The 24818-nt window shown below is 29.2% G+C and carries 29 protein-coding genes; 6 read left to right on the plus strand and 23 right to left on the minus strand.

What is annotated here, in order from left to right; genetic code table 11:
* Window positions 1-191: 191 nt before the first annotated feature.
* On the minus strand, window positions 192-1283 hold the full coding sequence (locus BG20_RS06040; protein ID WP_010192253.1) for a sensor histidine kinase: 1092 nt from the start codon (window positions 1281-1283) through the stop codon (window positions 192-194).
* 145 nt (window positions 1284-1428) lie between these two features.
* Between BG20_RS06040 and BG20_RS06045 the strand changes: the two genes are divergently transcribed.
* From BG20_RS06045 to BG20_RS06055, 3 genes are all read left to right on the plus strand, one after another.
* Window positions 1429-1863 (plus strand): response regulator transcription factor, encoded by a 435-nt coding sequence (locus tag BG20_RS06045; RefSeq protein WP_048097108.1) that lies wholly within the window; start codon window positions 1429-1431, stop codon window positions 1861-1863.
* Between the two features lie 136 nt (window positions 1864-1999).
* Window positions 2000-2575 carry a hypothetical protein gene (locus tag BG20_RS06050; protein ID WP_010192257.1) on the plus strand — a complete coding sequence of 192 codons (576 nt, stop codon included), beginning with the start codon at window positions 2000-2002 and terminating at the stop codon, window positions 2573-2575.
* 239 nt (window positions 2576-2814) lie between these two features.
* Window positions 2815-3465, plus strand: coding sequence for a hypothetical protein (locus BG20_RS06055; RefSeq protein WP_010192259.1), 651 nt, complete (start codon window positions 2815-2817; stop codon window positions 3463-3465).
* Here the strand turns inward: BG20_RS06055 and BG20_RS06060 are convergent.
* Entirely contained in the window at window positions 3462-3824 is a 363-nt protein-coding gene (locus BG20_RS06060) for a hypothetical protein (protein WP_010192261.1), read from the minus strand. The genes BG20_RS06055 and BG20_RS06060 overlap by 4 nt on opposite strands.
* A gap of 144 nt (window positions 3825-3968) precedes the next feature.
* On the opposite strand from BG20_RS06060, the gene BG20_RS06065 reads away from it, so the two are divergent.
* A complete protein-coding gene (locus BG20_RS06065) occupies window positions 3969-5402 on the plus strand; it encodes an NAD(P)/FAD-dependent oxidoreductase (RefSeq protein WP_010192263.1) in 1434 nt (477 codons plus the stop codon).
* 3 nt (window positions 5403-5405) lie between these two features.
* Here the strand turns inward: BG20_RS06065 and BG20_RS06070 are convergent, their stop codons facing one another.
* The 4 genes from BG20_RS06070 to BG20_RS06085 all read right to left on the minus strand — a co-directional run bounded on the left by BG20_RS06070 (window position 5406) and on the right by BG20_RS06085 (window position 7442).
* On the minus strand, window positions 5406-5858 hold the full coding sequence (locus BG20_RS06070) for a hypothetical protein (RefSeq protein ID WP_010192264.1): 453 nt from the start codon (window positions 5856-5858) through the stop codon (window positions 5406-5408).
* A 117-nt stretch (window positions 5859-5975) separates the two neighbouring features.
* Window positions 5976-6458, minus strand: a complete 483-nt coding sequence (locus BG20_RS06075) for a universal stress protein (RefSeq protein WP_010192266.1) — start codon at window positions 6456-6458, stop codon at window positions 5976-5978.
* A 72-nt stretch (window positions 6459-6530) separates the two neighbouring features.
* Complete coding sequence (locus BG20_RS06080; RefSeq protein WP_010192268.1) at window positions 6531-7028, minus strand: response regulator; 498 nt, start codon at window positions 7026-7028, stop codon at window positions 6531-6533.
* 6 nt (window positions 7029-7034) lie between these two features.
* Complete coding sequence (locus BG20_RS06085) at window positions 7035-7442, minus strand: response regulator (protein WP_010192271.1); 408 nt, start codon at window positions 7440-7442, stop codon at window positions 7035-7037.
* 32 nt (window positions 7443-7474) lie between these two features.
* Here BG20_RS06085 and BG20_RS06090 point away from each other — a divergent pair, with 32 nt between their 5' ends.
* Window positions 7475-9013, plus strand: a complete 1539-nt coding sequence (locus BG20_RS06090; protein WP_010192273.1) for a sensor histidine kinase — start codon at window positions 7475-7477, stop codon at window positions 9011-9013.
* Window positions 9014-9039: 26 nt separating this feature from the next.
* On the opposite strand, the gene BG20_RS06095 is transcribed toward BG20_RS06090, so the two are convergent.
* Window positions 9040-9408 carry a response regulator gene (locus BG20_RS06095; protein ID WP_010192275.1) on the minus strand — a complete coding sequence of 123 codons (369 nt, stop codon included), beginning with the start codon at window positions 9406-9408 and terminating at the stop codon, window positions 9040-9042.
* Between the two features lie 136 nt (window positions 9409-9544).
* Between BG20_RS06095 and BG20_RS06100 the strand changes: the two genes are divergently transcribed.
* Window positions 9545-10192, plus strand: coding sequence for a hypothetical protein (locus BG20_RS06100; protein WP_010192276.1), 648 nt, complete (start codon window positions 9545-9547; stop codon window positions 10190-10192).
* Here BG20_RS06100 and BG20_RS06105 read toward each other — a convergent pair.
* The 16 genes from BG20_RS06105 to BG20_RS12405 form a co-directional block, all read right to left on the minus strand.
* Complete coding sequence (locus BG20_RS06105) at window positions 10189-11565, minus strand: YncE family protein (protein WP_010192278.1); 1377 nt, start codon at window positions 11563-11565, stop codon at window positions 10189-10191. The two genes, BG20_RS06100 and BG20_RS06105, sit on opposite strands and share 4 nt — an antisense overlap.
* 92 nt (window positions 11566-11657) lie before the next feature.
* Complete coding sequence (locus BG20_RS06110; RefSeq protein WP_007401614.1) at window positions 11658-12035, minus strand: response regulator; 378 nt, start codon at window positions 12033-12035, stop codon at window positions 11658-11660.
* Between the two features lie 146 nt (window positions 12036-12181).
* On the minus strand, window positions 12182-12994 hold the full coding sequence (locus BG20_RS06115; protein ID WP_238527534.1) for a CheR family methyltransferase: 813 nt from the start codon (window positions 12992-12994) through the stop codon (window positions 12182-12184).
* Between the two features lie 85 nt (window positions 12995-13079).
* Entirely contained in the window at window positions 13080-13499 is a 420-nt protein-coding gene (locus tag BG20_RS06120; RefSeq protein ID WP_010192286.1) for a chemotaxis protein CheD, read from the minus strand.
* Complete coding sequence (locus tag BG20_RS06125) at window positions 13499-14245, minus strand: chemotaxis protein CheC (RefSeq protein ID WP_010192288.1); 747 nt, start codon at window positions 14243-14245, stop codon at window positions 13499-13501. The genes BG20_RS06120 and BG20_RS06125 overlap by 1 nt, the downstream gene beginning before the upstream one ends.
* 8 nt (window positions 14246-14253) lie before the next feature.
* Complete coding sequence (locus tag BG20_RS06130) at window positions 14254-15801, minus strand: chemotaxis protein CheA (RefSeq protein WP_010192290.1); 1548 nt, start codon at window positions 15799-15801, stop codon at window positions 14254-14256.
* Complete coding sequence (locus BG20_RS06135) at window positions 15791-16846, minus strand: protein-glutamate methylesterase/protein-glutamine glutaminase (protein WP_010192292.1); 1056 nt, start codon at window positions 16844-16846, stop codon at window positions 15791-15793. Before BG20_RS06135 ends, BG20_RS06130 begins: the two co-directional genes overlap by 11 nt.
* 115 nt (window positions 16847-16961) lie before the next feature.
* Window positions 16962-17225 (minus strand): hypothetical protein, encoded by a 264-nt coding sequence (locus BG20_RS06140; protein ID WP_048097107.1) that lies wholly within the window; start codon window positions 17223-17225, stop codon window positions 16962-16964.
* 86 nt (window positions 17226-17311) lie between these two features.
* Window positions 17312-17905 (minus strand): chemotaxis protein CheW, encoded by a 594-nt coding sequence (locus BG20_RS06145; protein ID WP_010192296.1) that lies wholly within the window; start codon window positions 17903-17905, stop codon window positions 17312-17314.
* Between the two features lie 113 nt (window positions 17906-18018).
* Complete coding sequence (locus tag BG20_RS06150) at window positions 18019-19284, minus strand: methyl-accepting chemotaxis protein (RefSeq protein WP_238527535.1); 1266 nt, start codon at window positions 19282-19284, stop codon at window positions 18019-18021.
* 312 nt (window positions 19285-19596) lie between these two features.
* On the minus strand, window positions 19597-21093 hold the full coding sequence (locus BG20_RS06155; protein ID WP_010192309.1) for a flagellar assembly protein J: 1497 nt from the start codon (window positions 21091-21093) through the stop codon (window positions 19597-19599).
* Window positions 21090-22760: a type II/IV secretion system ATPase subunit gene (locus tag BG20_RS06160; RefSeq protein WP_010192312.1), complete on the minus strand. Its 1671-nt coding sequence runs from the start codon at window positions 22758-22760 to the stop codon at window positions 21090-21092. Before BG20_RS06160 ends, BG20_RS06155 begins: the two co-directional genes overlap by 4 nt.
* Window positions 22761-22768: 8 nt before the next feature.
* Window positions 22769-23482: an ATPase domain-containing protein gene (locus BG20_RS06165; RefSeq protein ID WP_010192315.1), complete on the minus strand. Its 714-nt coding sequence runs from the start codon at window positions 23480-23482 to the stop codon at window positions 22769-22771.
* A gap of 77 nt (window positions 23483-23559) precedes the next feature.
* Window positions 23560-24078: a hypothetical protein gene (locus BG20_RS06170; RefSeq protein WP_010192317.1), complete on the minus strand. Its 519-nt coding sequence runs from the start codon at window positions 24076-24078 to the stop codon at window positions 23560-23562.
* Window positions 24079-24087: 9 nt separating this feature from the next.
* Window positions 24088-24567 (minus strand): flagellin, encoded by a 480-nt coding sequence (locus BG20_RS06175; RefSeq protein ID WP_010192319.1) that lies wholly within the window; start codon window positions 24565-24567, stop codon window positions 24088-24090.
* Window positions 24567-24818: hypothetical protein (locus BG20_RS12405; protein WP_010192321.1), on the minus strand; the 252-nt coding region annotated here is incomplete at its 5' end. The genes BG20_RS06175 and BG20_RS12405, both read right to left, overlap by 1 nt.

The raw sequence follows: 24818 nt of genomic DNA on the forward strand, positions 1-24818 counted from the left end.
TGTTGCCTTGCCTTTTGGTGTTGCCTTGCCTTTTGATTCTTTTGTCATTTTTTTAACCATTAATGTCGAAAAACAAGAGGTTACCTTGTTTTTAAATATTATGCAGAATTATTTTTTTAAATAACTGAAATCTAAAATTGGCCTTTTTGGTCATTTGATCAAATTTAACAAATATCTATCTTTGATCTGATCTACGATGATCTTTTGGGAAGTGTGATTGTAACAGTTGTTGGATTATTTTTTAAATCAATTATTCCTCCATGCTGGTCTATAATACTTTGTACACTGGATAATCCTAATCCAGTTCCCTCTTGTTTTGTAGTAAATAATGGGTCAAATATTTTTTGAAGATGTTCATTTGGTACACCACTTCCTGAATCTTGTATTGTGATAGTTATTGCAATAGGCGTTTCAACAATTTCAATTAATATCTGCCCTTTTTCTAATCCTATAGCCTGAATAGAATTTAAAAGTAAATTACCCATAACAACCTCCATTTTAACACGATCACAATTGTATATGCTATCCTTTTTTGGAAGTATCACCCTTATGTTTTCTGGAATTTTTTGTAATTGTAATGAATTTTCAATGATTTGTTTTAGGGATTCATCTTTTTTATCCAGTGGTGTATGTTGGACATAATCTAACACCCCATCAATTTGATGAGTCATTCTGAAAATTGATGCTTCCATCAATTCTAATCTTTTCATAACAAAATCATCAATTGGCATTCCTTTTCTTAGCTTTAATATTCCCACAGTGCCTTTGATAACGGTTAAAGGATTTTTCAAATCATGTGAAACACGAGAAGAAAGCTCACCTATTGCTGAAAGTCGTTCTGATTCAACTAGTTTCTTAGTTTTTTCTTTTAATTCTAATTCTAAATTGTTTTTCTTTTTTACCAATTCTGATTCTGCCTTTGCAATTTTCGATAAATTCTCATGTAGTTTTTCATTTAGTTCCTCAGATAATTTTTTTTCATCTTCTAATTGTTTGTATATTAATTCCATTTTTCTATCATTAAATGCCTCTATTGCTGAAAATGAATCCTGAAATAATTTTTTGGTTATTACATCGTTAATTTTTGAATTTTTTTGGGTTTCATTATTTAGATCATCAATTGATATGGAATTTGATTTTTTTCCTATATCGTCTTTTTGTTGTTGAACTGAAGATTCTCCTAAACTTGATTTATGTGGATGGAAGAATATTGTTCTACGTGGTGCATTTGATGGATCTGCATCTTTTTCATCAAAATCCTTTCTGTAGAGGTACTTTCGCATACTTTATGGAATAATAAGCACGATTTAGATTTCTGAGTGTTTAAGTTAGACAGACACTCTCTATATTTTCATTTATCTGTAAAGTAACATGAATGTTTAACATAATCAAACAATTTGATAAATTATGCAAATATCTAATTTACTAATGGGCAGACAATATCCTATAATTCTAATCATTGATGATTCAAAGGCGTTTAGAGAATTTGCCAAATATTCTATCCGAGAAGACATAAAATTTGTAAATATATTTCAGGCTTCGACTGGAGTGGAAGGATTACAATTATTTTTGAAGTATAAACCAGATGTAATACTATTAGATTGGAAAATGCCTGGAATTGATGGATTAACCGTGTTGGAAGCTATAGTCAAAGATGATCCAGCTACTAAAGTCATTATGACAACCGCATATGATGATGATCAAAATCTCATAAATGATATGATGAAGCGTGGAGCTTTTAGCTTTGTTCCAAAACCAATGAATAGGATAAATTTGCTAAAAGTGATAGCGGATGCATTACGTGAACGAAAAAACTCTAAATTTTATGGTCAAATCATACCTAAAAAAATAGAATCTGTATAATATGTTTAAATGATTTTTCACATCTCTGCATAATAGTAAATAGAAACAGATGTTTTTGCTAATATACTCCTGTTTTTCGTTTTTCATTAACTTCTTCTTATAATCAATATTGGCAAATTATTATCTTGAGTATCTCATGTTTAAATGGACTATATTAGTAGCATTGATTGGAATTCCATTATTTGTTTTGTATATGTATGATTTTCAAAGTAATGCTCATACTACTGACACTGATATGAGTAAATCTTCTATTGTGGATATAGGATATGAGTTTGTTAAGCAGGCATCTCATGATGAAACTAAAGAAAACTCATTAGGAAATATCATGGATATTACTGATAGAGATATCGAAAAAGAAAAAGAAATTCCTGATCTTTCTGCAAGTGAAAGAATTCAAAATAATGGAGTAAGATTAAGCACAAGTTACAATCAAGCTAGTTATGATTATTCAACTGGAAAGATACTTGCAGAAGAATATTTCTTGAAATTACTAGATTATAAGATAAAATATGAGAAATACATGACTGCTATAGATTCATACATTGGAAAGGAAGACATTACAATTCAAAAAAATTCCATGGTACAAGAACTCAACGAAATTAATCAACAAATTAACACTTTGAAAAATTCTAAAAACTCTGAAGATGGTTGGGAAACAAAATCTGAATATGAGAAATATAGGAAATTACTCCCATCGATGTTTGCTCCTTGAGTATTAGTTTAAAATTATAACATTATCAAAAATTGGACTGTATGATTTAAACAGACTATTAGTTATATTAAGAAAATTTAACTCAAGATTATGAGCCTATTCAGAAAAAAATCACAAACTATAGGTTTGGTGTGCAAAATTTGCAATATGGAATTTTCTGAATCTCACAGAACACAAATACACATGATAAAAGCCCATTCAAAACCACGTAAATCATAATACTGATTATTCTTTATGTCATGACTTTATCAAATAAAAATAAAACTTTTGCATCTAAACTTGAATTTTTAATAGTTGCTGTATCATTAATTGCTATTTTAATTCCTTTACGAATACTATCTAGGGAGATATTTGCTGATGGATGGATTGCCTCCCTTGGTTTGATTACCTTAGTATTTGGAATTATCTTATTTCTTGCAAAAAAAGAAAAAATTGGAGTGTTTGGGCGGATGTTCATAAGACAGATTACAAAAACTCATCAGGGTAAAAAAAAATTGATCGTCTATTCTCAGACGATATTATTTTTATCAGTTGGGCTTTTTACAATATTTAGCATACACTCAGGCAATCATGATTATTATGATTTAAAACAGCAGGTAATTGAGGAATTACACAAACAAGGAATCTTAGTAGATTCTAATTTGAATTATGATGCAATTCATAAAATTACATCTCAAATTACTCCAAATCAACAAATTGGTGCAATTACTGCATTGCCAATTTTGTCAGTTCAAGACTTTAAAGTTTTTTCAGTAGTCTTGGCCGTTACTGATCATTTGATGGGAGGATGGGTAATGTATTTCTGGCAAGTTATGATAATTGAATGCATAGAATTTAGTGTATTTTTAGGTATTAGTAAAAGATATTTTTTAAAAAACATTAATCATTAATCTGTATTTCTTGCATCAATATATTCTTGCCATGTTTTATCTTTGAGTATCTTTGCTTCATCTAATAATTTTTTTGTCTGCAATTTAGTATTTTCATCTCCAGAATTTTTAATAGATTTCCAGGTTTCTTTTATTACCTTCCAAGAGTTAAACGCATCTCTAAAATTAAGAAATGTTTCTTTTATTTTATTTATCTTTTCACTTTTTTCTGAATTAATTTTTTCTGATTCACCCTGAGCTTGTTTTCTTGCTTCCTTATTGTCAATAGAATTATGTGTTGCATGACTTGATGAAATGCTAGGTGATATAAGTAAAAATATCCCAAGAATAACGGTGATTACTAAAAAATATGCTCTCATATTCATATGATCAACAACTATGCTATAATTCGCTGTATGTATTTTTTAAATTAACAATTAAATGTAAAATAAATTTATCACAAGTCAATTTTTGTAGAATTTAAACAAACAGATTGTTTATAATAGGTTTATTTTTAATTTAACATGTCAAAAATCAATTGTAATAACTGCAATCTGGTATTTTCTTCAGAATTAGAATATTATGCACACCATATAACTGCACACAAATGTATCTCAACATCAATTAAAAAAATTTTAATTTTGGGGGGAGGGTTTGGAGGAATTACAACATTACAAAACATTGAAAAAAAATTTGCAAATGATCCGGTAGAAATAACAATAATCTCTAATGATAATTTTTTTCTTTTTACACCAATGCTGCCTCAAGTAGTTTCAGGATTAATTCATGCAAGTAACATTTCTACGCCTATCAGATATTTTTGTAAAAAAGCAAAATTTTTACAAGCTAATGTTGAATCTATTGATCTAGATCAACAATTAGTGACAATTCAAAGATCATTTGATAATAAACTCCATACTCTGGAATATGATTATCTTGTATTATCGTTGGGTGGTAAAAGTAATTATTTTAAAAATGAAAATTTGAAAAAACATTCATTTTCAATGAAAAGTATTGAGGATGCAATCGCAGTTAAAAACCACATAATTTTGATGCTTGAACACGCTGCTCAAACAGGAAATTATGAATTACAAAAAAACCTATTGACATTTGTTGTTGTGGGGGGTGGATTTGCAGGTGTAGAGACAATAAGTGAGATTAATCATTTTGTTAGACAGTCAATTTCAAAATTTTATAAAAGTATTAATCCAAAAAATGTCAATGTGATATTAATTTCATCAAAAGATAGAATTTTACCCGAAATTAATGAAGAACTGGCAAATACCGCTTTAAGATTTTTGGAGAAAGAGGGTATTACAGTATTGAAAAACTCAAGAGCAACGGATGCAGGAGAAGAATTTGTTCTTTTGAATAACGGTGAAAAAATATCATGTGCAACATTGATTTGGACTGGCGGTATAACTATGAAAAAAGTGATTTCTGAATTAAAATGTGAACATGGAGATAACGGTAGAGTTAAAGTTGATGAGACTTTAAAAATTAAAAACAGAGATAATGTATTTGCATTGGGTGATTGTGCATGGATACCTGATATTTCAACAAATAGTATCTATCCATCTACTGCACAACATGCAATCAGAGAAGGAAAAATAATTGCTGAAAATCTCAAGATCTCATTTGACAGTAAGAATCAATTAAAGAAATTTTCATTTAACAGTATGGGAATTATGGCAATAATTGGAAATAGAATGGGGATTGCTACCATATCAGGACATGACATTAGTGGGATAATGGCTTGGTCAATTTGGAGATTCTATTATCTGTCAAAAATTCCAACGTTTGGTAAAAAAATTAAAGTCTTTGTAGATTGGTCAATTGATTTCTTATTGCCACGTGATGTAACTCTAATTGGAACAATTAAAAAGAAAGAAATTCATGGTATACATATAACAGATAAAATACCTTCAATTAAGGAACAACTATCAATGAAGTTTTAATTATTATCTAAACATTACACAAACATGATTTTCATTAGATATAACGTAAAAAGAAAACCCGCTTAATACAACTTCAAATATTTTTTCAAAAAATTTCTTTAGAAAAAGTGTTCCATTAATGCCTGCAGTATGCTCAACTTTGAAAATACTCATTCCTGTTTTTTGAACATATTCAAAAGTCCCAAAACATGAATCATGGAAAAATTTTTCACATGCTTTTACAATTTCTGGAATATTTTTTGAGCCTAAAAGAAACGAATTTGTATTAATCAAATCCAAAACAATTTCATTAATTACCTCGTCAATTGAATTATTTATCCTACTGATAATTGTACTATTTTTTGATTTTTTTGTATTGTCTATAGTGTTTACATTAATTGGTTTTTCAAATTCTAAAAAGAGGTTATTTTTTATCACAACTAGATCATTTGAAGTTTTTTCCAGATTCTTATACAAACAAATTATTTTCAATTGAATATATTATTACTACATGTGTGTTGTTTTCACACATACATGATTTAGAGAAAATTGTGAATTATCCACTATATAGATAATACAATGTTTGTAGATGGTTTATTTGACTAACAGAACAGGAACAGGGGAATGTTGAGATATTTCAAGAGATACACTTCCAAGCATCAGTTTTCTACCAGTACTAGCACTATTACCTCTAGTTCCCATTATCACTAAATCTGAACGTGTGGAGTAAATATAAGATATTATGGATTCTGATATTGAAGAAGATATTGTCATGTAGGAATTACATGCTATGTTATATTTTTCTGCAACTTTTTTAAGCTCATTATGTTTTAACTTTACATTCAACAACTTTTCTTTTTCTATGACTGTTTGATGTGCATTATAATCTAGAAAAGAGCTAGGTAATTGATCACTGTGAAATACTGAAAGAATCAAAATCTCTGTTTTATGATTCATATCCAGATTAACTGCATACCAAAATGCTTTTTCAGAAAGTTTTGAATCATCAAATGGAATTAAAATTTTTCTAAAAATTGGAATTGGGTTTTCGCTCTTATTTTGAGAGGTTAATTGCATAATTAATTTAGTTTTTTAAATTTAAAAAATGATGTTTGATCAATTCAAACAATACACATGTGTGTGTTCAGTCTATTTCGATTTACTGTGTAATTTTTTCATAATATCTAAATAAGTTGTTATTTGTGCATGTGTGGGCTCAATATTTTTAAGATTTTTTATATCCACATTCAGTTTTTCTAATTCGGTGTAGGTAGACGTATCTTCAATAATATTCAACATAGTTTGTAAACTGAATGGTTTTTGAAGAAGTTCAACAATTTGTTTTAAAGTTTTAATTGATTCTTTTAGTGTATCTTCTACATATGCAGATGCAAATAATATTCTCTGATCAGGACATTTAGATAATATTTCAGAAGCTACATCCATACCGTTTTTTCCAGGTAATTGATAATCCAAAATAACTATATCAAAATAAGATGTATTTGTTCCAGACTGCATTTTTGAAAAAAAAGTCTTCAGTGCAGATTCACCATCCGTAGCCAGAACTACAGTATGTTTGTGGGATTCTAAAAATGTCTGATACTCTTCAAGTAAATCTATTTCATCTTCAACAATTAAGATTTTCATAGTAAATTAATATCCAATATGTTGTTTATTAACCATTGTGACTGTCTCTGAATCATTTTTAGATATTTTATCAATTGTTTCCATAATCTGATTTATTCTAAATGGCTTAAAGATTAATGCATCTGCTTTAGATTCTTTTAATTTAGTATATGTTTCCTGAGAAAGATCTGCCGTAATCATGACAATTTTTAATTCTGGATGAGATGCTTTTAGATTATTTAATAAATAAAATCCATCATATTTAGGCATCCAAATATCTGAAAATACTATGTCTGGACGTAGTTCTTCAAACAATTTAATTCCTTCAAACCCGTTATAGGCCTTACCAACTACATCGATGTCATGCAACATGAGGAATTCAGAAAAAACTTCAGCTGTATCAAAATCATCATCAACTACTATTACTCTTGGCATAGTGATTTACTTTTTTTCTTAATCAAAAGAAATTGGGTGAATCATTTAAACAAACAAGATTGTTTGTTGAAAATAAACAACCAGTAATTCAAGTTAGATTATCTCATAAAAAAATATTGTTACAAATTACAAGTCACGCTCAATTTAGAATTGGCATATGCATATCAATGATAATACTACTACTTGGAATTGTTTCGATTTATACTATAAAAACAATGGATGAAATTAATCAGAATTTTAATTATCATATAGAATATGATCAAACCATATCTAATTTTGAAAATATTAAATATAGTTATGATAAACAGGCAAGCATATTTGAAAGATTAATAATTGAAAAAAACTATAATGAAATAGGTAATTTTTGGATTTACAACACAGAAATAAAAAAGGAATTAAAAGATTTCAATAATCTTGTAGTAAACAATCAAAAAACTGGAGATTTTCTACCTGTAAGTAAATCGTCTGAATTACAAAGGAATTTTGACTCATTTTATGAATTACATATGAATTATGAGAATAGCGTATCCTTGGCATTAAATTATTATTATGAGGGTAAACAACAAGATTTTCTAAGAGAATATGATAACATAAAATATCAGCAATCAGAATTATTTGAAAAAATAGATACTATAAACCAGACTTTGAGAACTATTCCTGATTCTTCAATGCTATCAATTGGGTATATTGTAGACAGTTTTCAAATTTTTCAAATAATAATGATTGTATTGCTAGGAATTATTACAACAATGCTTGTATTTTTCCTAAATCAAACTAATGTAAATTTAAAATTAGAGATAAAAAATCAGACAGAAAATTTGAATCAACTAAATAAGAAACTAAAAGAAATGGATTTAAAAAGAAAAGAATTCATCTCTATTGCTTCACATGAATTAAAGGGTCCACTCCAACCGATTTTTGGCTTTGTAGAACTAGCTAAAACTGAAATTATCTCAAAACAGGAGGCTCTGGAAGGTATATCCAGTATTGCTTTTCATCTTGAAAATATTGCAAATAACGTATTAGATCTTACAAAAATTGAAAACAACGAATTAGAATTACATTTAGAAAAGTGTAGTATAAACAACATAATTCAAGAAGTTGTAGACTCTGAAAATTTCAATCCTGAAAGAAAAGTTCCAATTAAAATAAAATTGGATGTAGATGTAATGCTAAATTTGGATAAGACTCGGATAAAACAAGTTTTTAGAAATATTTTAGATAATTGTATAAAATTTACAGAGGTTGGAGAAATAAGTATTCACACTCATCTATTAAAAGATCAAAAAACATTAAAATTATTTTTTAGCGATACAGGTCCTGAAATTCCTACTGAAGTTTTACCTAAAATGTTCAATGAGGTAGTCACTATGGATATTAATAAAATTTCTGGGTTTGGACTTGGATTGTATATTTCAAAAAAAATAATTGATGCACATAAAGGCAAAATTTCAGCTTATAACAACAATAACTATCCAATGTTTGAAATAACTCTACCCTTAATTACATTTGAATATAATCAAAATGCATCAAATACAGAGAATTTAGAAAAGACCATCAAACATAATTGAACTACTGTACTAATAGATAATTCAAACTATACCACTTCTAAAATTTTTGAAAGTTCAAAAGGTTTTTGAAGAAACGTGATTTTATTTTTCAGTTTTGAATATGTTCTTTCAGCTGAAATTGCAGTTGCTGATGCAAGAATTATTTTTTGGTTTGGGTTTAATGACAATATGTCTATTGCAACGTCTGCACCACTTCTTTTTGGCATTGAATGATCTAAGATTATAACGTCAAATTTATTCTCGTTTGAGTTATCGGTTAATGTTTGAGTATATTTTTTAATACATTCATCCCCATCTGTTGCTATTTCAACTAAATGATCATTGCTTTCAAGTAATTTAGCATATTGCATTGAGGTGAATTTGTTGTCTTCTGCAATTAGAATTCTTTTTGTCATATTTTTAATAATCCTGGCTGCTTTATCATGAATTGTTTGTTCAATTCAAACATTTTTTATTCTCTTTTTTCTTTTAATACAGTTCGTTCAATTGTTACACATTATATCATATTATCAAAACATCCTCTATCAAAATATGATATTTTCCAATCATGATAATTATGATGAAATGGACTATAATTCAAAAGAGGAGGCTCATTTATTAGAAAAATTCAATGATTATGTAAACTTGGAGCAAAAAATATCTAAACGTGAATTTCTTGAAATCTCTGATGAAATAAAACCAGGTAAATTTGGAAAACGATTTATCATATCTTCAATGATACAGGGGGCTATTCTTACAGGTTTGACAATAGCTTTGTTCTTAAATCAGATTCTAGTTTTTAATGGCAATATTGAAAATATGTTTGAGTTTGCATTTACTGATAATTTGGGAATCTTCTTTTTTGGGTATATTTTACAAATAGGATTAACTGCAGGGTTGGCAATTACCGGCTTATTTTATAATCATATTGAAGCTAATCTTGAACGAAAGTTTACCAAAATATCTACAATGCTGTCATGGCTTCATCTGTTTGGAACAAATATCTTTGGTAATGCAATTACTGGTTCATTGATTTTTGCTGGAATTGCTACAAGTGCTTTGTATCAATCAGAATATGCATATATGATAAAATCAATTCCTCCTTTTGTTTACTTGTCAACAATTTGTTTAGCTATTGTTCTTGCCATTGGAATTATTGGTACTCTATACACATCAATAAGAAAACAGACTGATGATTAAGATAATGCACAAATTGGTAGTATTTTAATCCATATATCATAGGCATTTACATTATCAATATCTCGTATTGATGAAAATGATGTATCATCACAGTTTATTTTATCTGGGATTTGATAATCATCGGTATTTCCGAACATTGATGCAAGCTCTGTAGTCCAACCAGGAACTTGTACAGTTTTTGGCTGCATTTCGATTTTTTTATTATAATCTCCAATTAACAGACTGGCAATTTCATTTCCATCAAACTCTCCAGTTATTCCTACATTTTTTAATAGACCTGAAATCAAATCATCATCTACATCATGATTGCTTGGAATTTTCAATATTCCATTTAATACTTCTAAAATCATGTTATCATCTAGGGAATTTGTATTCAGATCCCCTGTAAGTGATGTATTTTTTAAATTTCCATCATCATATGTAATCGAGGTCACAGAATTTGATAATGGATTTGCCGTAAAAACTGTATTTGATTGAGGATCCATGACGATAGACTGTGGAGAATCCATTAATGAAATTGATTTGTATTGTGTATAATCATTACTGATTAAATAGAGTTCATTAGTATGTTCATTTGAAATGATTGTTATTCCGTTGTTTTGATTAGTATCCATTAACCATGCACCTGAATGAATTAAAATTTCGTAAATTATTTTATTGTTTTTAATATCTATCATAGTAATTTTATTTGCGTCCCAACTTGATACATATAAAATGTCAGTATTTTCATTAATTGAAATCCCCCATGGTTTAACTCCTGGATTTATTGAGTCAATTATAGTATCTTTGGTTCCATCTACAACATAAATAATTTCAGAATCGCCACTTGCAACATATACGTTGTTCGTTTTATGATCAATTGTTATCGACCATGGACCAGTCTTAAGAGGAATGGATGTAATTATTTCCATAGTGTAAGAATCAACAATAATAATATTGTTTGAGGCTAAATCGGATACGTAGATTTTTCCATTATTAGAATTAATTTGTAAATCCCAAAGTGACTGACCGATTTTTTTAGAATCAAGCATTTTATTACTTAATCCATCTATTACTGTTAATTTTCCAGATATTTTATCTGAAACAAAAACTAGGTGATGTTTAGTATCTACAGTTAATTTTGTAGGGTGGGAATTTTTTTCATTTATTATGATGGTATTTTTTAGTATCATGTTTTTTGAATCAATTACGCTAATAGTTCCTGAATCATAATTTGCAACATATAGATTATTTAATTGTGAATCTATCCCTATCCCCCTTGGATAATTTCCAACAACAACATTGTCTTGAACGGCATATGCGGTTTCCATGGTACCAGATATTAAAATAAATACAATTCCAATTAACCCATATACAATATTATTTCTATACATTATGATTTTATTACGACTGTAAAGACTATAGAAAGGGTGGAATTATGCCTGGAATTATCATTCCAATTTGGAAATGAATTCTAATTTTAAGCCTATTTTGTTCTTAATGCTTTATTGAGAATTAGACCGACATTTGATCTATCAAAAGGTTTTATGATATAATCACGAGCACCGAACTTCATAGCGTCTTGAACAATATGTTTTTGTTCAACCGAAGTCACCATTATCACTCTTGCGTGAGGATTAATTTTCATAATGCCTTTTAATGCTTGTAATCCATCTGCATTTGGCATATTCACATCCATTGTAACTAAATCTGGTTTATGTTGAATGTATTGTCGAACCGCTTCTACACCATCTGCGGCTTCTATAGTATCGCTACAAAGTCCATTAGATTTTAAAATGTCTTTTAGAACAGTTCTCATAAATGATGCATCATCTACAATTAGAATTTTTACCCCCTCTGACATTTTAACCTCGTCCAACTTTTGAAATTTTTAATGATTTTTTTAAAATAAATTTCATAATGAACATATGATTAAATTGTTAATATCCTCAAGCGTGTTTAATTTATACAGACAAAAAACATGGATATGAGACTAATTATAAAAAATAATTAGAATTCCTTTTTTTGATATATGCGTTCTCTGGGGTATAATAAATTAAAATAATTTTTCCCGTTAGTTCCAATCATTGATTCATCTTGACCAAGAATTAAAATACCACCTTTTTTTAATAAACTAAAAAACTTTTTAAATAATATTTCATGAGCTCGTCTATCATAATATATCAACACATTTCTACAAAAAATTATGTCAAAATATTTTCCAGTTGTTTGTAATAGATCTAGCCTTTCCAATTGGATATTTTTTTTAAACTCAGATTTTATTTTATAACGTTCATCAGGTAACACATCAAAATATGTTTGTAATTCTTGAGAATTTATATTTGATATCTTTTCTTTTTTATATATTCCTTGTTTGGCAGTTAGTATAGCTTTTTCGTTTATATCAGTTCCAATAATATTGTATTTCATATGTTTTTTCTTTAGATGTTTATCAAGTAAAATAGAAATACTATAAACCTCTTCACCAGTTGCACTTCCGCAACTCCATAAATCAATTGAGGAAAAATTAGAGTCATTATAAAAATTAGGGAGTATTTGATGTTCAAAAGTCTTCCAAACAGATGGATCTCTAAAAAATTTCGTTACATTTATGGAAAATGAATTATAAAGATTTTCAGATTCATTAACACTCGTTGAAAGTAAATCAACATATTTGTCAAAATCTAAAATTCCTAAATCACACATTCTATGATTAATCCGCCTCTCTAAAAAAGTAAGTTTAAAATTTTGTATATTTATGCCTGTTTTTTTCTTCATCAATGATATGACTGACTCCATTTTTTGTATTTTTCCTGAGTCCATCATATTATTTTTTCACCATTATTTTCCTTTACAAAAAATTCTTGTGAATTACAATCAAATGTAGCCCAACATCCATTTGATATACTCAGATGTTCGGAGACCAAAGGAATTTTTTTTCTTTTAAAATTAAACGAATTGCAGAGACATTTCTTTTTCCAATATTTAATGTAGAGTTATTGTCAATACAATCAAATATCTTTGCACCTCCTACGATTTTTGCCTGTAGAATAATATCTGGGTGAATCTCTTTCATTTTTTTTATTATGGTGTTAATTGCTTCATCTGCATACTTTCCTTCAAATTTTGTACCAAATGTAGACTTTCCAGTATTGTTTTTTGGCAACATTACATGTGCCATGCCGCATATTTTTTTTGATTTATCATAAAGACAAATTGCTACGCATGATCCAACAAATGTTCGTAATCTAATTTCATTGATTCCAATACCTAACCCTGCCATGGGGATTAAAATTTGATCATTTTCAATAGTAGTATTAGAAAACATTATTTTGCTTCCTCATCTTTTTTTAGTTTTATGTTTGTGTTTGTCTTGGAATCTTTATCTTTTATTTTCATTTCATCTAATAAAGCATCAATTTCTAAATTTCTCTCTCCTATCTTATTTACATTGGATGAATCAACATATTTACAAACAATGGTATCTTTAATTTGTGAACAAATTAATTTTCTTGCGTGCTCCGTATGTTGTATTATTAACATATGAATTTCAATTCCAGTTTGAGTTCCTTTAAGAAGAACTTCTGTTATCACTACATCATCGGTGATGTTGATGACGTCCTTTGTAGGTTCTAAAAGTAATTTTTGAATACCCCCTTCTTTGAATTTTGGTGTGGATAAATCGATACGAAAGCCTGTGTTTTCGGATAATGCATTGAAAAATGAGCCTGTCAAAATATTTGCCACCTCTTGTAAAGCAGAAGTTCCCATTTCATCAATTTCATTAACTTCAGTTCCCAATAGTTTTGAGGCAATTTTTATTGCATGGTGTAATTTTGTTGAATATAGTAATTCAATATGTAGATCTCCCTTACCGTTTAATCTTACAGAACACATTTGAATTTCATTTGAAGGTAAATGAAAATTTATCGAATTAGGATTATTTTCAAACATAGATAATTTATGTTTGATTGGTTCATTTAGTAAGAGTGATAGTGCATGACATGTTTTTTCAGTAATATAATCATCAATAGTTCCTTTTAATTTTTTTATTTCAGAATACCGTAAACTCATGAAATCACCTAATGAATTAGTAATGAAGGTTCTAAAACTAAAGAAACCTTTCCATCGGGAAGTATTGTTGCATTTGAAAACAGACCAGAGTATGTATTATCATCTAATTTTTTAATTACTACATCTTGATTTCGTTCAAATTTATCAATGATTAAACCATATTTTTTTTCATTGTTTTCAATTATGATTATTGTAACTGAATCTTTATTGGGTTCTTTTTTATCTATGCATAATAATTTATCCAATTCTATTAATGGAATTATTTGATTTTCAAAATTAATTACTTTATTTCCATGTAATGAAAAAACATCATTTGATTTAATTTTTATGGTAGTTAGAATATTGGATATTGGTAATACGAATTGTTGGTTTGATACAATAATAATTAATCCTTTAATGATCGATATGTTCATAGGTATTGATAGAATTATTGTAGTGCCTACATTTTTTTCACTATAAATTTTCACTGACCCTCCTACTGTTTCAACTTGAGAAATTACAACATCCATACCGACACCACGACCAGAGATATCTGTTATTTCTTCAGATGTTGAAAGACCAGGAGCTCCAATTAACTGAATTGCTTCCTGATGATTTAGTTTATTTGCTTCATCTTGTGTAATTATTTTTTTTTCTATAGCTTTTTGCTTTACTTTTTCTTCATCTATTCCTTTACCATCATCTTTTACAGTAATTAGGATATGTTCTCCTTTTCTAGAGGCAGTTAAGGAAATGTTTCCTTTTTCTGATTTTTTATGTTTTTTTCTTTCTTCAGCAGATTCAATCCCATGGTCAGCACAATTCCTTAGAATATGTAAAAGAGGTTCAGTTATCGAATCCAATATACTTCGATCTAGATTAATACCAGAATCATCCATTTCTAAATGAATTTCCTTCCCTAAACGCTTAGAAATATCCCGTACAGTTAGACTAAATCTGTTAAAAATTTGATTAACTGGAACTAATCGTATTTGCATTGATCTGTGTTGTAAATCGGTAATTAAATGATCAATATCATATAGGATTTGTTTTGATTCTTCATAATTTTTATCATCAATAGTTTGTTTAAGCCTCATTTTAGAAATCATCAATTCTCCTACTGAATTAACTAGTGTATCAAGATCTGTCATTTTTACACGAATTGTTGGAGATATACTAGATGTATTTTTATGTGCAAAAAGATATTGAATTTCATCTCCAGGATTTTTAAGTTTTTTTAGATAGGGTTCAAGGTCGACTCTGAATTTTTCATCAGTGATCATCTGTTGTAAAAGATTAACAAATGTAAATAGAATATCCGTTATATGAGGAGTGAGTTTTTCAAGCCCATTTCTAAGATTGTCAAACACGTTTTCAATATTTTTACATAGTTCAACGGTATCTGAATACCCCATAGTTGATGCCATTCCTTTAACAGTATGTGCTGAACGAAAAATTTGATCCAAATATGATTTTTCGTTAGGTTTTTCAGCTAATTTTAAAAGTGTTTGATTAATTATTGTAACATGTTCAAGAGATTCAGATACATACATCTCTCTATAATTATTATCTGACAAGATTTTGTATCTCCTCAGATATTTTTAAAGCAATTTTGTTTAATGGTAAAACAAAATCTGCAGATTTAAGATCAATTACTTCTTTTGGCATTCCAAATATTACACATGTTTCTTTGTTTTGAACAATTGTACGACCCCCTCTTTTTTTGATAGTTTTCATTCCAAATCCTCCATCATGTCCCATACCTGTCAGAATTATACCTACAAGATTAGTTCCATAAACTTCTGAAGCAGAAATCATTGTCATATTCACTGAAGGTCTAACACCAAATCTTTTATCACTGCAATCAAGATGAATTTTTTTATTTGGTTGAACAATCATATGAAAATCCCCTGGAGCCACAAGTATCTCTCCATCTTTTATTAGGTCTCCTTCCTCTGCTTCTTTTACTTTAAATCCAGAATTTTCCGATAATCTTAATGCAAATTGTTTAGTAAAATTTTTTGGCATATGCTGAACTAATAAAATACCTGCAGGTAAATCTCTAGGTAAATCATTGAGAATCTTTTGAAGAGTACTTGGACCACCTGTTGATGAACCTATGACAACCAATCTTTCAGATGTATTTGAAGTTTGATTTTTTTTTGGATTTGGTTTTAACAAACAGATGTTTTCTTGAATTAATTGATAAGGGTCAGATTTATACGCGATTTTTATTTTACTGACAAGTATTTCTTTTAAATTATTATCTTCATTTGTGTTTGATTGGATTGTTACAAAATCTACTGCACCGTTTTCTAATGCATCTAAAACAATTTTTGTCCCTTTTTGAGAGAAACTACTTACAACGATTATAGGAAGTAAAACTTCACTTTTAATCATTTTTTCTATAAATGTTAATCCATCCATTTTTGGCATTTCTAAATCTAATAAAATAACATCAGGTTTTTTCAAATTTATTTTTGAAATAGCATCTTCACCATCAATGGCTGTAAATATCACTTCTATTTCATCAGAAGTGACTAAATCACTTAGATATTTTCTCATTAAATTAGAATCATTAATTATACAAACTTTGATGGGTTTCAATTTTTGTTCTAACATTGAAATCCCTGTTTAAAATTTTTAAAACAATATTCATTAATATCATAATAATCCATATTTTTTTTAGCTAAAAAGTAATAATAATCAGATGTGTGTTTATGAAGAACACACTAAATTATGTACTTTTTAATTTTTCATTTAATTCATTTTGAACTTCATGAGCTCGTATTAAGGAATTCTGTAATTGATTGTATAAAACAAGATTATTTTCATTTTTTGCTTTGATTTTCAATTCTATTAATTCTACAATTAGACCTTCCAAATATCCACGTGCCCATGTTTGACCTTTTTTTCTGGATTGTTTTGGTTTAAGATCAATTTCATCCCACATTGAATTAAGATCTGTTCGATATTGTTGAAACACTAAACAAATTAACATTAATCTAAACTTAAGATAATTGGTTAAAAGAGCCTAAAATGATTTCCAAAGTGGTAATGAATTAATAAATTGGTTATTAAAAAATATTATTTATTAATTTCCTGTTTTATCAATTCATCAATTTCTGGAGTAATGCCATTTATTTCACATGTGTCTTTGAAATTTTTTAAATTATGCCCTATATGATTTGATGAATCATTATGATTATCAGTATAATTAGAATGATTTAGAAATTTTTCAATATCTAATATCATAATTATATTATCATGAATTTTTACAATTCCTTTAAAGAAATTATTATCTGCAAACATATTGGATGGAACATCATCTATATCTTTAGACGAAATTTTTATTACATCATTTACTTCATCTACTAATAAACCGGTCAAGGTATTGTTTACATCTGTTACTAAAATTCTCTGTTTTGAATTTGCTGAAATAATTGTTTCACCAAGACCCAATTTACTATTAACATCTATCACAGGTATTATTTTACCTCTTAAATTCATCAATCCTTTAACATAAGATTTAGATTTTGGAATTTTTGTAACGGTATCAACAATTCTAATTTCTTTTACTTGATCAATTGAAATGCAGTAATTCCCTTTCTTTTTTGATTTTTCTGCAACTGTAAAAGATACAACTTGGAGAACATCGTTTATTATAATTTCTGTTGACATTAAATTTCAAATACAAAAAAAGGAATTAATCATTAGTTTGTATTATATGAACAAAATAAAATAGAAAAATCAAATTTAATCAACTTTGTAATATGCAAATTATTATAATTTATTCAGTATGTATTTGCCGACATACATTGAATATCACCTGTTTTTAATTGTTCAACGATTTTTTTGAGGTGAGGTTTTACAGGCTTACCTTTTTCCATGTTTAGACATGCTTCTTCAATACCTGTAAGTATCATTAATTCTGTAATTGGGGTATCCACACGGATGTATCCTTGAAGGGTATTATTTTCATCAAATTTTGGAGTAATGGATGTTTTTACCCAGAATATGCTACCATCTTTTGCTCTGTTTCTCAAATACCCTTGAAATAAATTCCCATTGTTAATTGTCTTCCAAAGTAATTCATGAACAGTTTCATCATGCCATTCAGATTTTATAATTTGATATCTTTCACCATGAATTTCCTCTAATGGAAATTTCGTATAATCTAAAAAGGATTTGTTAGAATAATTAATAATTCCATCTATATCTAAAATTGATATCATGGTGGATGAATCTAATGAATCAACTATATCGGTTAGAGTTTTTATATTTTTATTTGTATTTTGTAGATTTTGTGTCTCTTTATCTTTGGCATTAACTATATCTTCAAAACTTTTTAAATTTGTTTGAGCAACAGACAGTATTTCTTCACTCGCTGCAGTAGCTTCTTCAGTGCCACTTGATACTTGCTCTGTTGCAGCTGAAATTTCTTGCATCTGAGAAACAACTTCTGTTATGGATGTTGTAATCCCCTTTATGGAATTAAGAATATTTGTAATTACATCATATGCATCTTGTACTACAATGTTACCTTTTTCAATACTTATTGTTGTTTTATCTGAAGATTCTTTCAGTGAACTAATTATATCAGAAATTTCTTCAGCGCCTTTTTTTGAATTTTCTGCTAATCGCCTTACTTCTTCTGCAACTACAGCAAAGCCTCTACCTACATCCCCTGCACGTGCAGCTTCAATAGCTGCATTTAGTGCTAAAAGATTAGTTTGCTCTGCAATTTGAGTAATAAATTCTGTCATATTGTCAACTTTTGATAATTCCTTTGCAAGTTTTTTAACATCGTTTGAGGATTCTGATACTATGGACTTCATACTATTCATCTTACTCATTCCTTTTTCGGCATCACTTCCAATAGTTCTGGTAATTTGCTCTGATTGTTTCATCATCTCCATAGTTTTAATTGCATTAGACGCTACCCCTTGAATTGCCATTGCAATTGATTGGATGGATTGAGATACTTCTTCAATCCCGCTTGTTTGGCTTTTTGTTGCATTTTCTAATTCAGCAACTGTATCAGTTAGTTGTTCAGACATTAATACAGTTTCTCCTAGTGATCTTTGTATCTTGGTTGTTAGCTTTTCACCCGTAAAATTTTCAAGTTGTGAAATAACATCATTCTTTTTTATATTAATTTTTTTATCGATTATATTTGTAGTTTGTATCGTCATAACATCATACAATTGAATTTTAAAGATAATGATTTGTTTGTTCATAAAGAACAAAGATCAATAGTATGGAAGAATTACCCATCAATATAATTTCAAAGAAATGATAATTAATTTATTTTATTAAAAAATTCTCATTGAGCATATTCTAAAATAATATTTTGTCATTTACAGACTAAATTAAACACCAGGAATTATCCCTGGTAATGGGGCTGTAAATATTATCTGCTCCAAAAATTCAGACATGAATGAACTTATTACATACATAGATACCCCTCCAATTACAAGTAATAACCCAATATAGAAAAATACTGTTTTGTATAGTCCACCTTTCACTATTTTTATTGCAAATCCACTGATCACAGAAGTCATGATTACTAAAACAGGCATCATGGCACTCATTAAACCAGGATCGATTGGAGTTAATTCAAATGCCACATTTGAAAGATCTCCGCCAGATATTCCGTTGAATAAATCAGTTAGTTTATTCATTAATCCAAAGACTGAAAGAGAAAGTACGTGTAATATTATTACAACTAGTTGAAATGTTGATGCATTTTGAATACGTTTACCTCTTAACTCGTTAATTTTTTTTGTTAGATCTGATACAACGTTTCCAACTATATTCATATCAGCACCTTTGTAAATTCCAGCGGAGATAATTGAATTTCCACTTGCAATTAAATGGTTTTCAGTCTCTATTGAAAATAATTCAAAGCCAATTATTTGATCAATTCTATTTTTAATTCTGTTTTTAAATGAATCAATAAAGATTTGAATTGTTCCGAAATTACTTCGCATAACTGCCTGCAGTGCTTGTCCCATGGACCCAACCGTGGCAAATAGTTGACAGAAATGAAGAATAAATGTCGGATACCACTCAGTATAACTAGTAATTTTGGATTCTGCTTTTTTGGCTAAAATACCAGGATAAAGTAGTGGGATTCCTCCCAAACCAACAGCTAAAACAGGAGGTACAATACCTGTAATTATTAAAACTGCGGATATTCCTACACTTGCACCAATTACAAGATATATTTTCATTCGAAATTGTTTTTCAATCACTGGGTTGATATGTGCTAGTTTATCCCTAGGGAACATAAAATACATCATAGCAACAAAAACAGCCATTCCTGAACCAGTACCCATCATTGAAATTATAAGAATCTGACCAGAATCTCCGAATCCCATTAACATGCTCATAATAGAATTTGCAGAGATCATAAATGCTGCTGTGGACATTAACGTGTAAAACATTTCTGAAAATAATTTTTGAGTTTCAAGATTTGCCTCGTATTTGATAGAGTATGTTAAAATCGAATTTTTTAGTTCATCTCTGAAAAATGCTTTAAGATCATCACCTAATCTAACTACCTGTGAAAGTTTTACCAAAAGTAATTTCATGGGATCATCTTTTCTATTTGAGACAATTTTTCCCATCATCTCACACGCTGTTGCAAGTCCATATGACCACCCTATTCCTAATCTATATGTGTCCTTGAATGCAGCAGAGTATTTTCCATATTTGGAATCTTTTGCTGTTTTGAATAAATCCACTGCTCCAATTTCACCCGTTGCTATACTATACAAATATGCCATGAAATACACAAAATTCTCATCAATTTTTCCTCCTGTTGCTAAAAGACCTTTGATGTCAGGTATTACATTTGAAATCAATGCATTGCGAGCTCCTTGTAATATTGTTCTAGACCAATTTCCCTACAATGAGAGATTGCGTTAAACACATCATAATAATTAAAAATTTTTTTCTCTAGCATTCTTTCTAATATTTTTGCACGTAAAGCCAATTCATCATAAAGTAAGGCTTCATCTTTTCTCTTCATTCCTCTTCGTTCTAAAACCTTTGAGATGAAAAGGGCACTACTTCCTTTTCCTTTGAATCTAACTGTATCAGTTCCAGCATCCCAATCAAAAACAGGAATAAACATTACGTTTCCATCATTTGAAATTCCAATGATTTCATTAATTGATAAAACCCTACGTACTCTCTTTCCTTCCGGATTCAGAACTGCTGCTTGAAACAATGCCAAGTTTAGATTTTCCATGTATGTCTTTGGAATATTGATTGGAGCGTTTGACAATCTTTGGATGAGTGGAACCATACCTGCTGCGTGAAATGTTGCCATAACTGGGTGACCTGTCTGCATGGCAGAAAATGCAACGTTTCCTTCTGCACCTCTAATTTCTCCTACAAGTATATAATTTGGTCTCTGTCTTAATGCTGCTTTTAGCAAATCATCCATGGTAACACTAGATGCTTTATTTCCAGTATCTCTTGTGGCTTCAGTAATCCAGTTATTATGAGGTAGTGTTAACTCTGGAGTATCTTCTATCGTCACTACTTTCCAGTTGGATGGAATAAAAGCAGTTAATCCCATCAAAGTTGTTGTTTTTCCTGACGCTGTTTCTCCATTTACAAAAAGACTCATTCCAGCTTCTAACATCATCCAAAGGTATGCTGCTTCAGTGAAGTTTAACACACCTGATGAAAGCACTTGTATTATAGATAATGGGGTACTGGCAAATTTTCTTATTGTTGCGTTTGTTCCTTTTCTACTGATGTCCTTACCAAACACAATGTTAATTCTGGAACCATCAGGCAATGTAGCATCTACTACAGGTTTTGCATGAGATACAGTTTTTCCAAATTGTTCTGAAAGGCTAACAATTAATTCATCAATTGCATCAACACTAAGAAAAACAGGGACCTTTAATGTTCCAAAAGCTTTATGGATGATGTACATGTTTCCTGCTCCAATAATTGAAATATCTTCCAGATTTGGATCATTAAGAAATGGCTCTAAGAGACCAGTACCTGCTCTCTTTTGAAGAAAATGGTATTTTAAATTGACTAACTCTTTTGAATATACTGGGAGTTTTTTAATTTTAAAGGGATCTCCTAATTTTGAATAATCTACCGGAGTAGGAGAAGATACTAGAGTGTCATTTAGATAATTATTCACCATGTTAAATCGCTCTGTTATTTCGGCTGGTGGATCTAAACCTCCTGCTTTTGCAGCAAATACACGATCTGCGTATGCCATTAATGTCCTATCAGGTTCTTCTGGTTCTATAGTGACATATTCGTGATAGCCATCGTCTGCACTAGTATTTGGATTGATATGTACAAATGTGTCTTCTGCAACAGTGTAAATTAGATTAGGTTCTTTCAACTTTTTGTGTTCTGCTTTTAATTCATCTGAAAATAGTGGAAGCGGATTTCCTTTAGTCTGATATGCCTCCACATATTTTAACAAGTATGGTTTTTCTTGTAACTTTGCTACAAAGTTTTTGTCATTAATTGAAGATATGTTAAATCCCATTTTCTCACCTAAGCGTTAGCCATCGATACTGGAACAATCTTAATTCCAAAGATCAGATCAACCTCAAATGCAAATCCAGATTCAGGAGTATCTTTAGCACCTAATAATTTTATAATTTTTAAAGTCTTTACTTCTCTACTTCCAACAATAACCGTTCCTAGTTTAAGATAAACATCTGAAGCCCCAATAAGTGCAGTGTTAGCAGTCTTTGAAAAATCAGATGAATGACTCGTAATGATAATTGTTTTTCCTTTAGAAACTACTTGTTTACAAAAAGATAAGAAACTCATTATGGACTGATTATTAGAATTAATTACCATTGGTGAAATGGAGTCAATAATTATTCCGTCAACTAAAGTTAATTTCTGATTTATGAATTCTTGAATGGCAGGTAATATTTTTTCTGAATTATTTTCAGACCATTTGGCATTTTTAATAAATATTGGAACAAATATCAGTTGATTTCTTACAAACGGTTTTGAAAAATTAAACGTAAGTGATTTCATCTTTTGGATATACTGTGTAACTGTATTTTCAATTATACACAACAGTTTTACATTCTTTTTAGTTTTGGTTGTGAGATAACCATTCATTATTTGAGCAGCAATGGCACTTTTGCCAGTACCATGTTCACCCTCTATAAAGACTAAGGATGGTGTAGGGATGCCTCCACCAAATTGTCTGTCAAATTCTTCGTTACCCGTAGGAATAGTAAATACCACAATTACACCTCATGTTTGAAACAACATAAGTATGAAAATTTTTTATTTAAGAAAATGTTTGGTTTTTTTGAACAGAATTAGGCAGTAACAATAGTTTTTGTTGCAACAACTCCATTTTGTGTTGAGATAATTACTGTTAAATTTGTACTGAGTTTAATAGCATTATTGACTACAGAATCAATAGTAACAGTTTCACCATAATTTAGAATTTTTGGATCAATTACATCATTTCCAAATGTAGATAGACACCATTGACCTGTAACTGCAGGACATGTATTGACATATGTTAATTCATCAGTATGTACTGCACTGCCTATTGTATCAGTATATGTGATAAATACATTGAATTTTTCAAATTCCCATAATTTTTCAATATTATTATTTTCAATTACAAAGCTAACATTTGGAGTTAAAGGGATAGCTGAAATTGAATTTATGATAATTGATGTTTTTACTAATTTGTTTTCTAAATCAGTTCTTTGCATAGATGAATCAGAAACAGACATTATTTTATCAGTTAATCCCCCCAATGAAAACATCAAATAGATTATCCCAAACATGATAATTCCCCCACTAATTGCAACACTGAGTCCCATGATTAACCACTAACTTACGGAGAAAATATGATCATCTGTTACCCCATTAGATAAGATAATTTGAATTAGATATGAGGTAGATGGAGTTAAAGATGAGCTATCCTGAAGAGTGATTTTAATTGTGTTGCCTTGAGCCCAATCGGAATTTGTTGTTGTACCATCTCCAAAAACCCATCTTGGGGTAGAAGTGTCATTATATCCGATCATTTGTACTGAATTGATTTGTCCAAAATATAGATCCATTAAATTCAAATTTTGTATTGGCGACAAACCGGTATTTTTTACCCAAATATCAACAGATGTACTATTAATTTTATTTACGTGAATGATTTCAAATTTATTTAATAATTTATCTTTTTGAGCCTCAGTGGTAGCCGTTATGGTGCTTTCAAAAGTTCCTACTTTGCTAATTACAATTCCAGTAATTATTCCTGCTACAATTACAGATGCTATGATTAACACTCCTTCACTTAATATGCCTGATGCCATTATGATGCCTCATTTAAAAATAAAAGATCAGATGAATCAGATTTTTTAATATCTGATTTTAAGTTATTTTTATTATCGATAAATGATTTTAATTGTTTTTCATCATACTTAATCTTGGATGTTTTACAGTGGATTTTTGTTAATTCATAAACTTCTTGGGGTGAAAAATCCATTGAGAGTTCATCAATTATTGTCATGATTTCATTTGGAATGTTTTCTATCTCTATTACGGGTGTTGGTTCTTTGATTGG

This window comes from Candidatus Nitrosarchaeum limnium BG20, from assembly GCF_000241145.1.
GTDB lineage: Archaea > Thermoproteota > Nitrososphaeria > Nitrososphaerales > Nitrosopumilaceae > Nitrosarchaeum > Nitrosarchaeum limnae.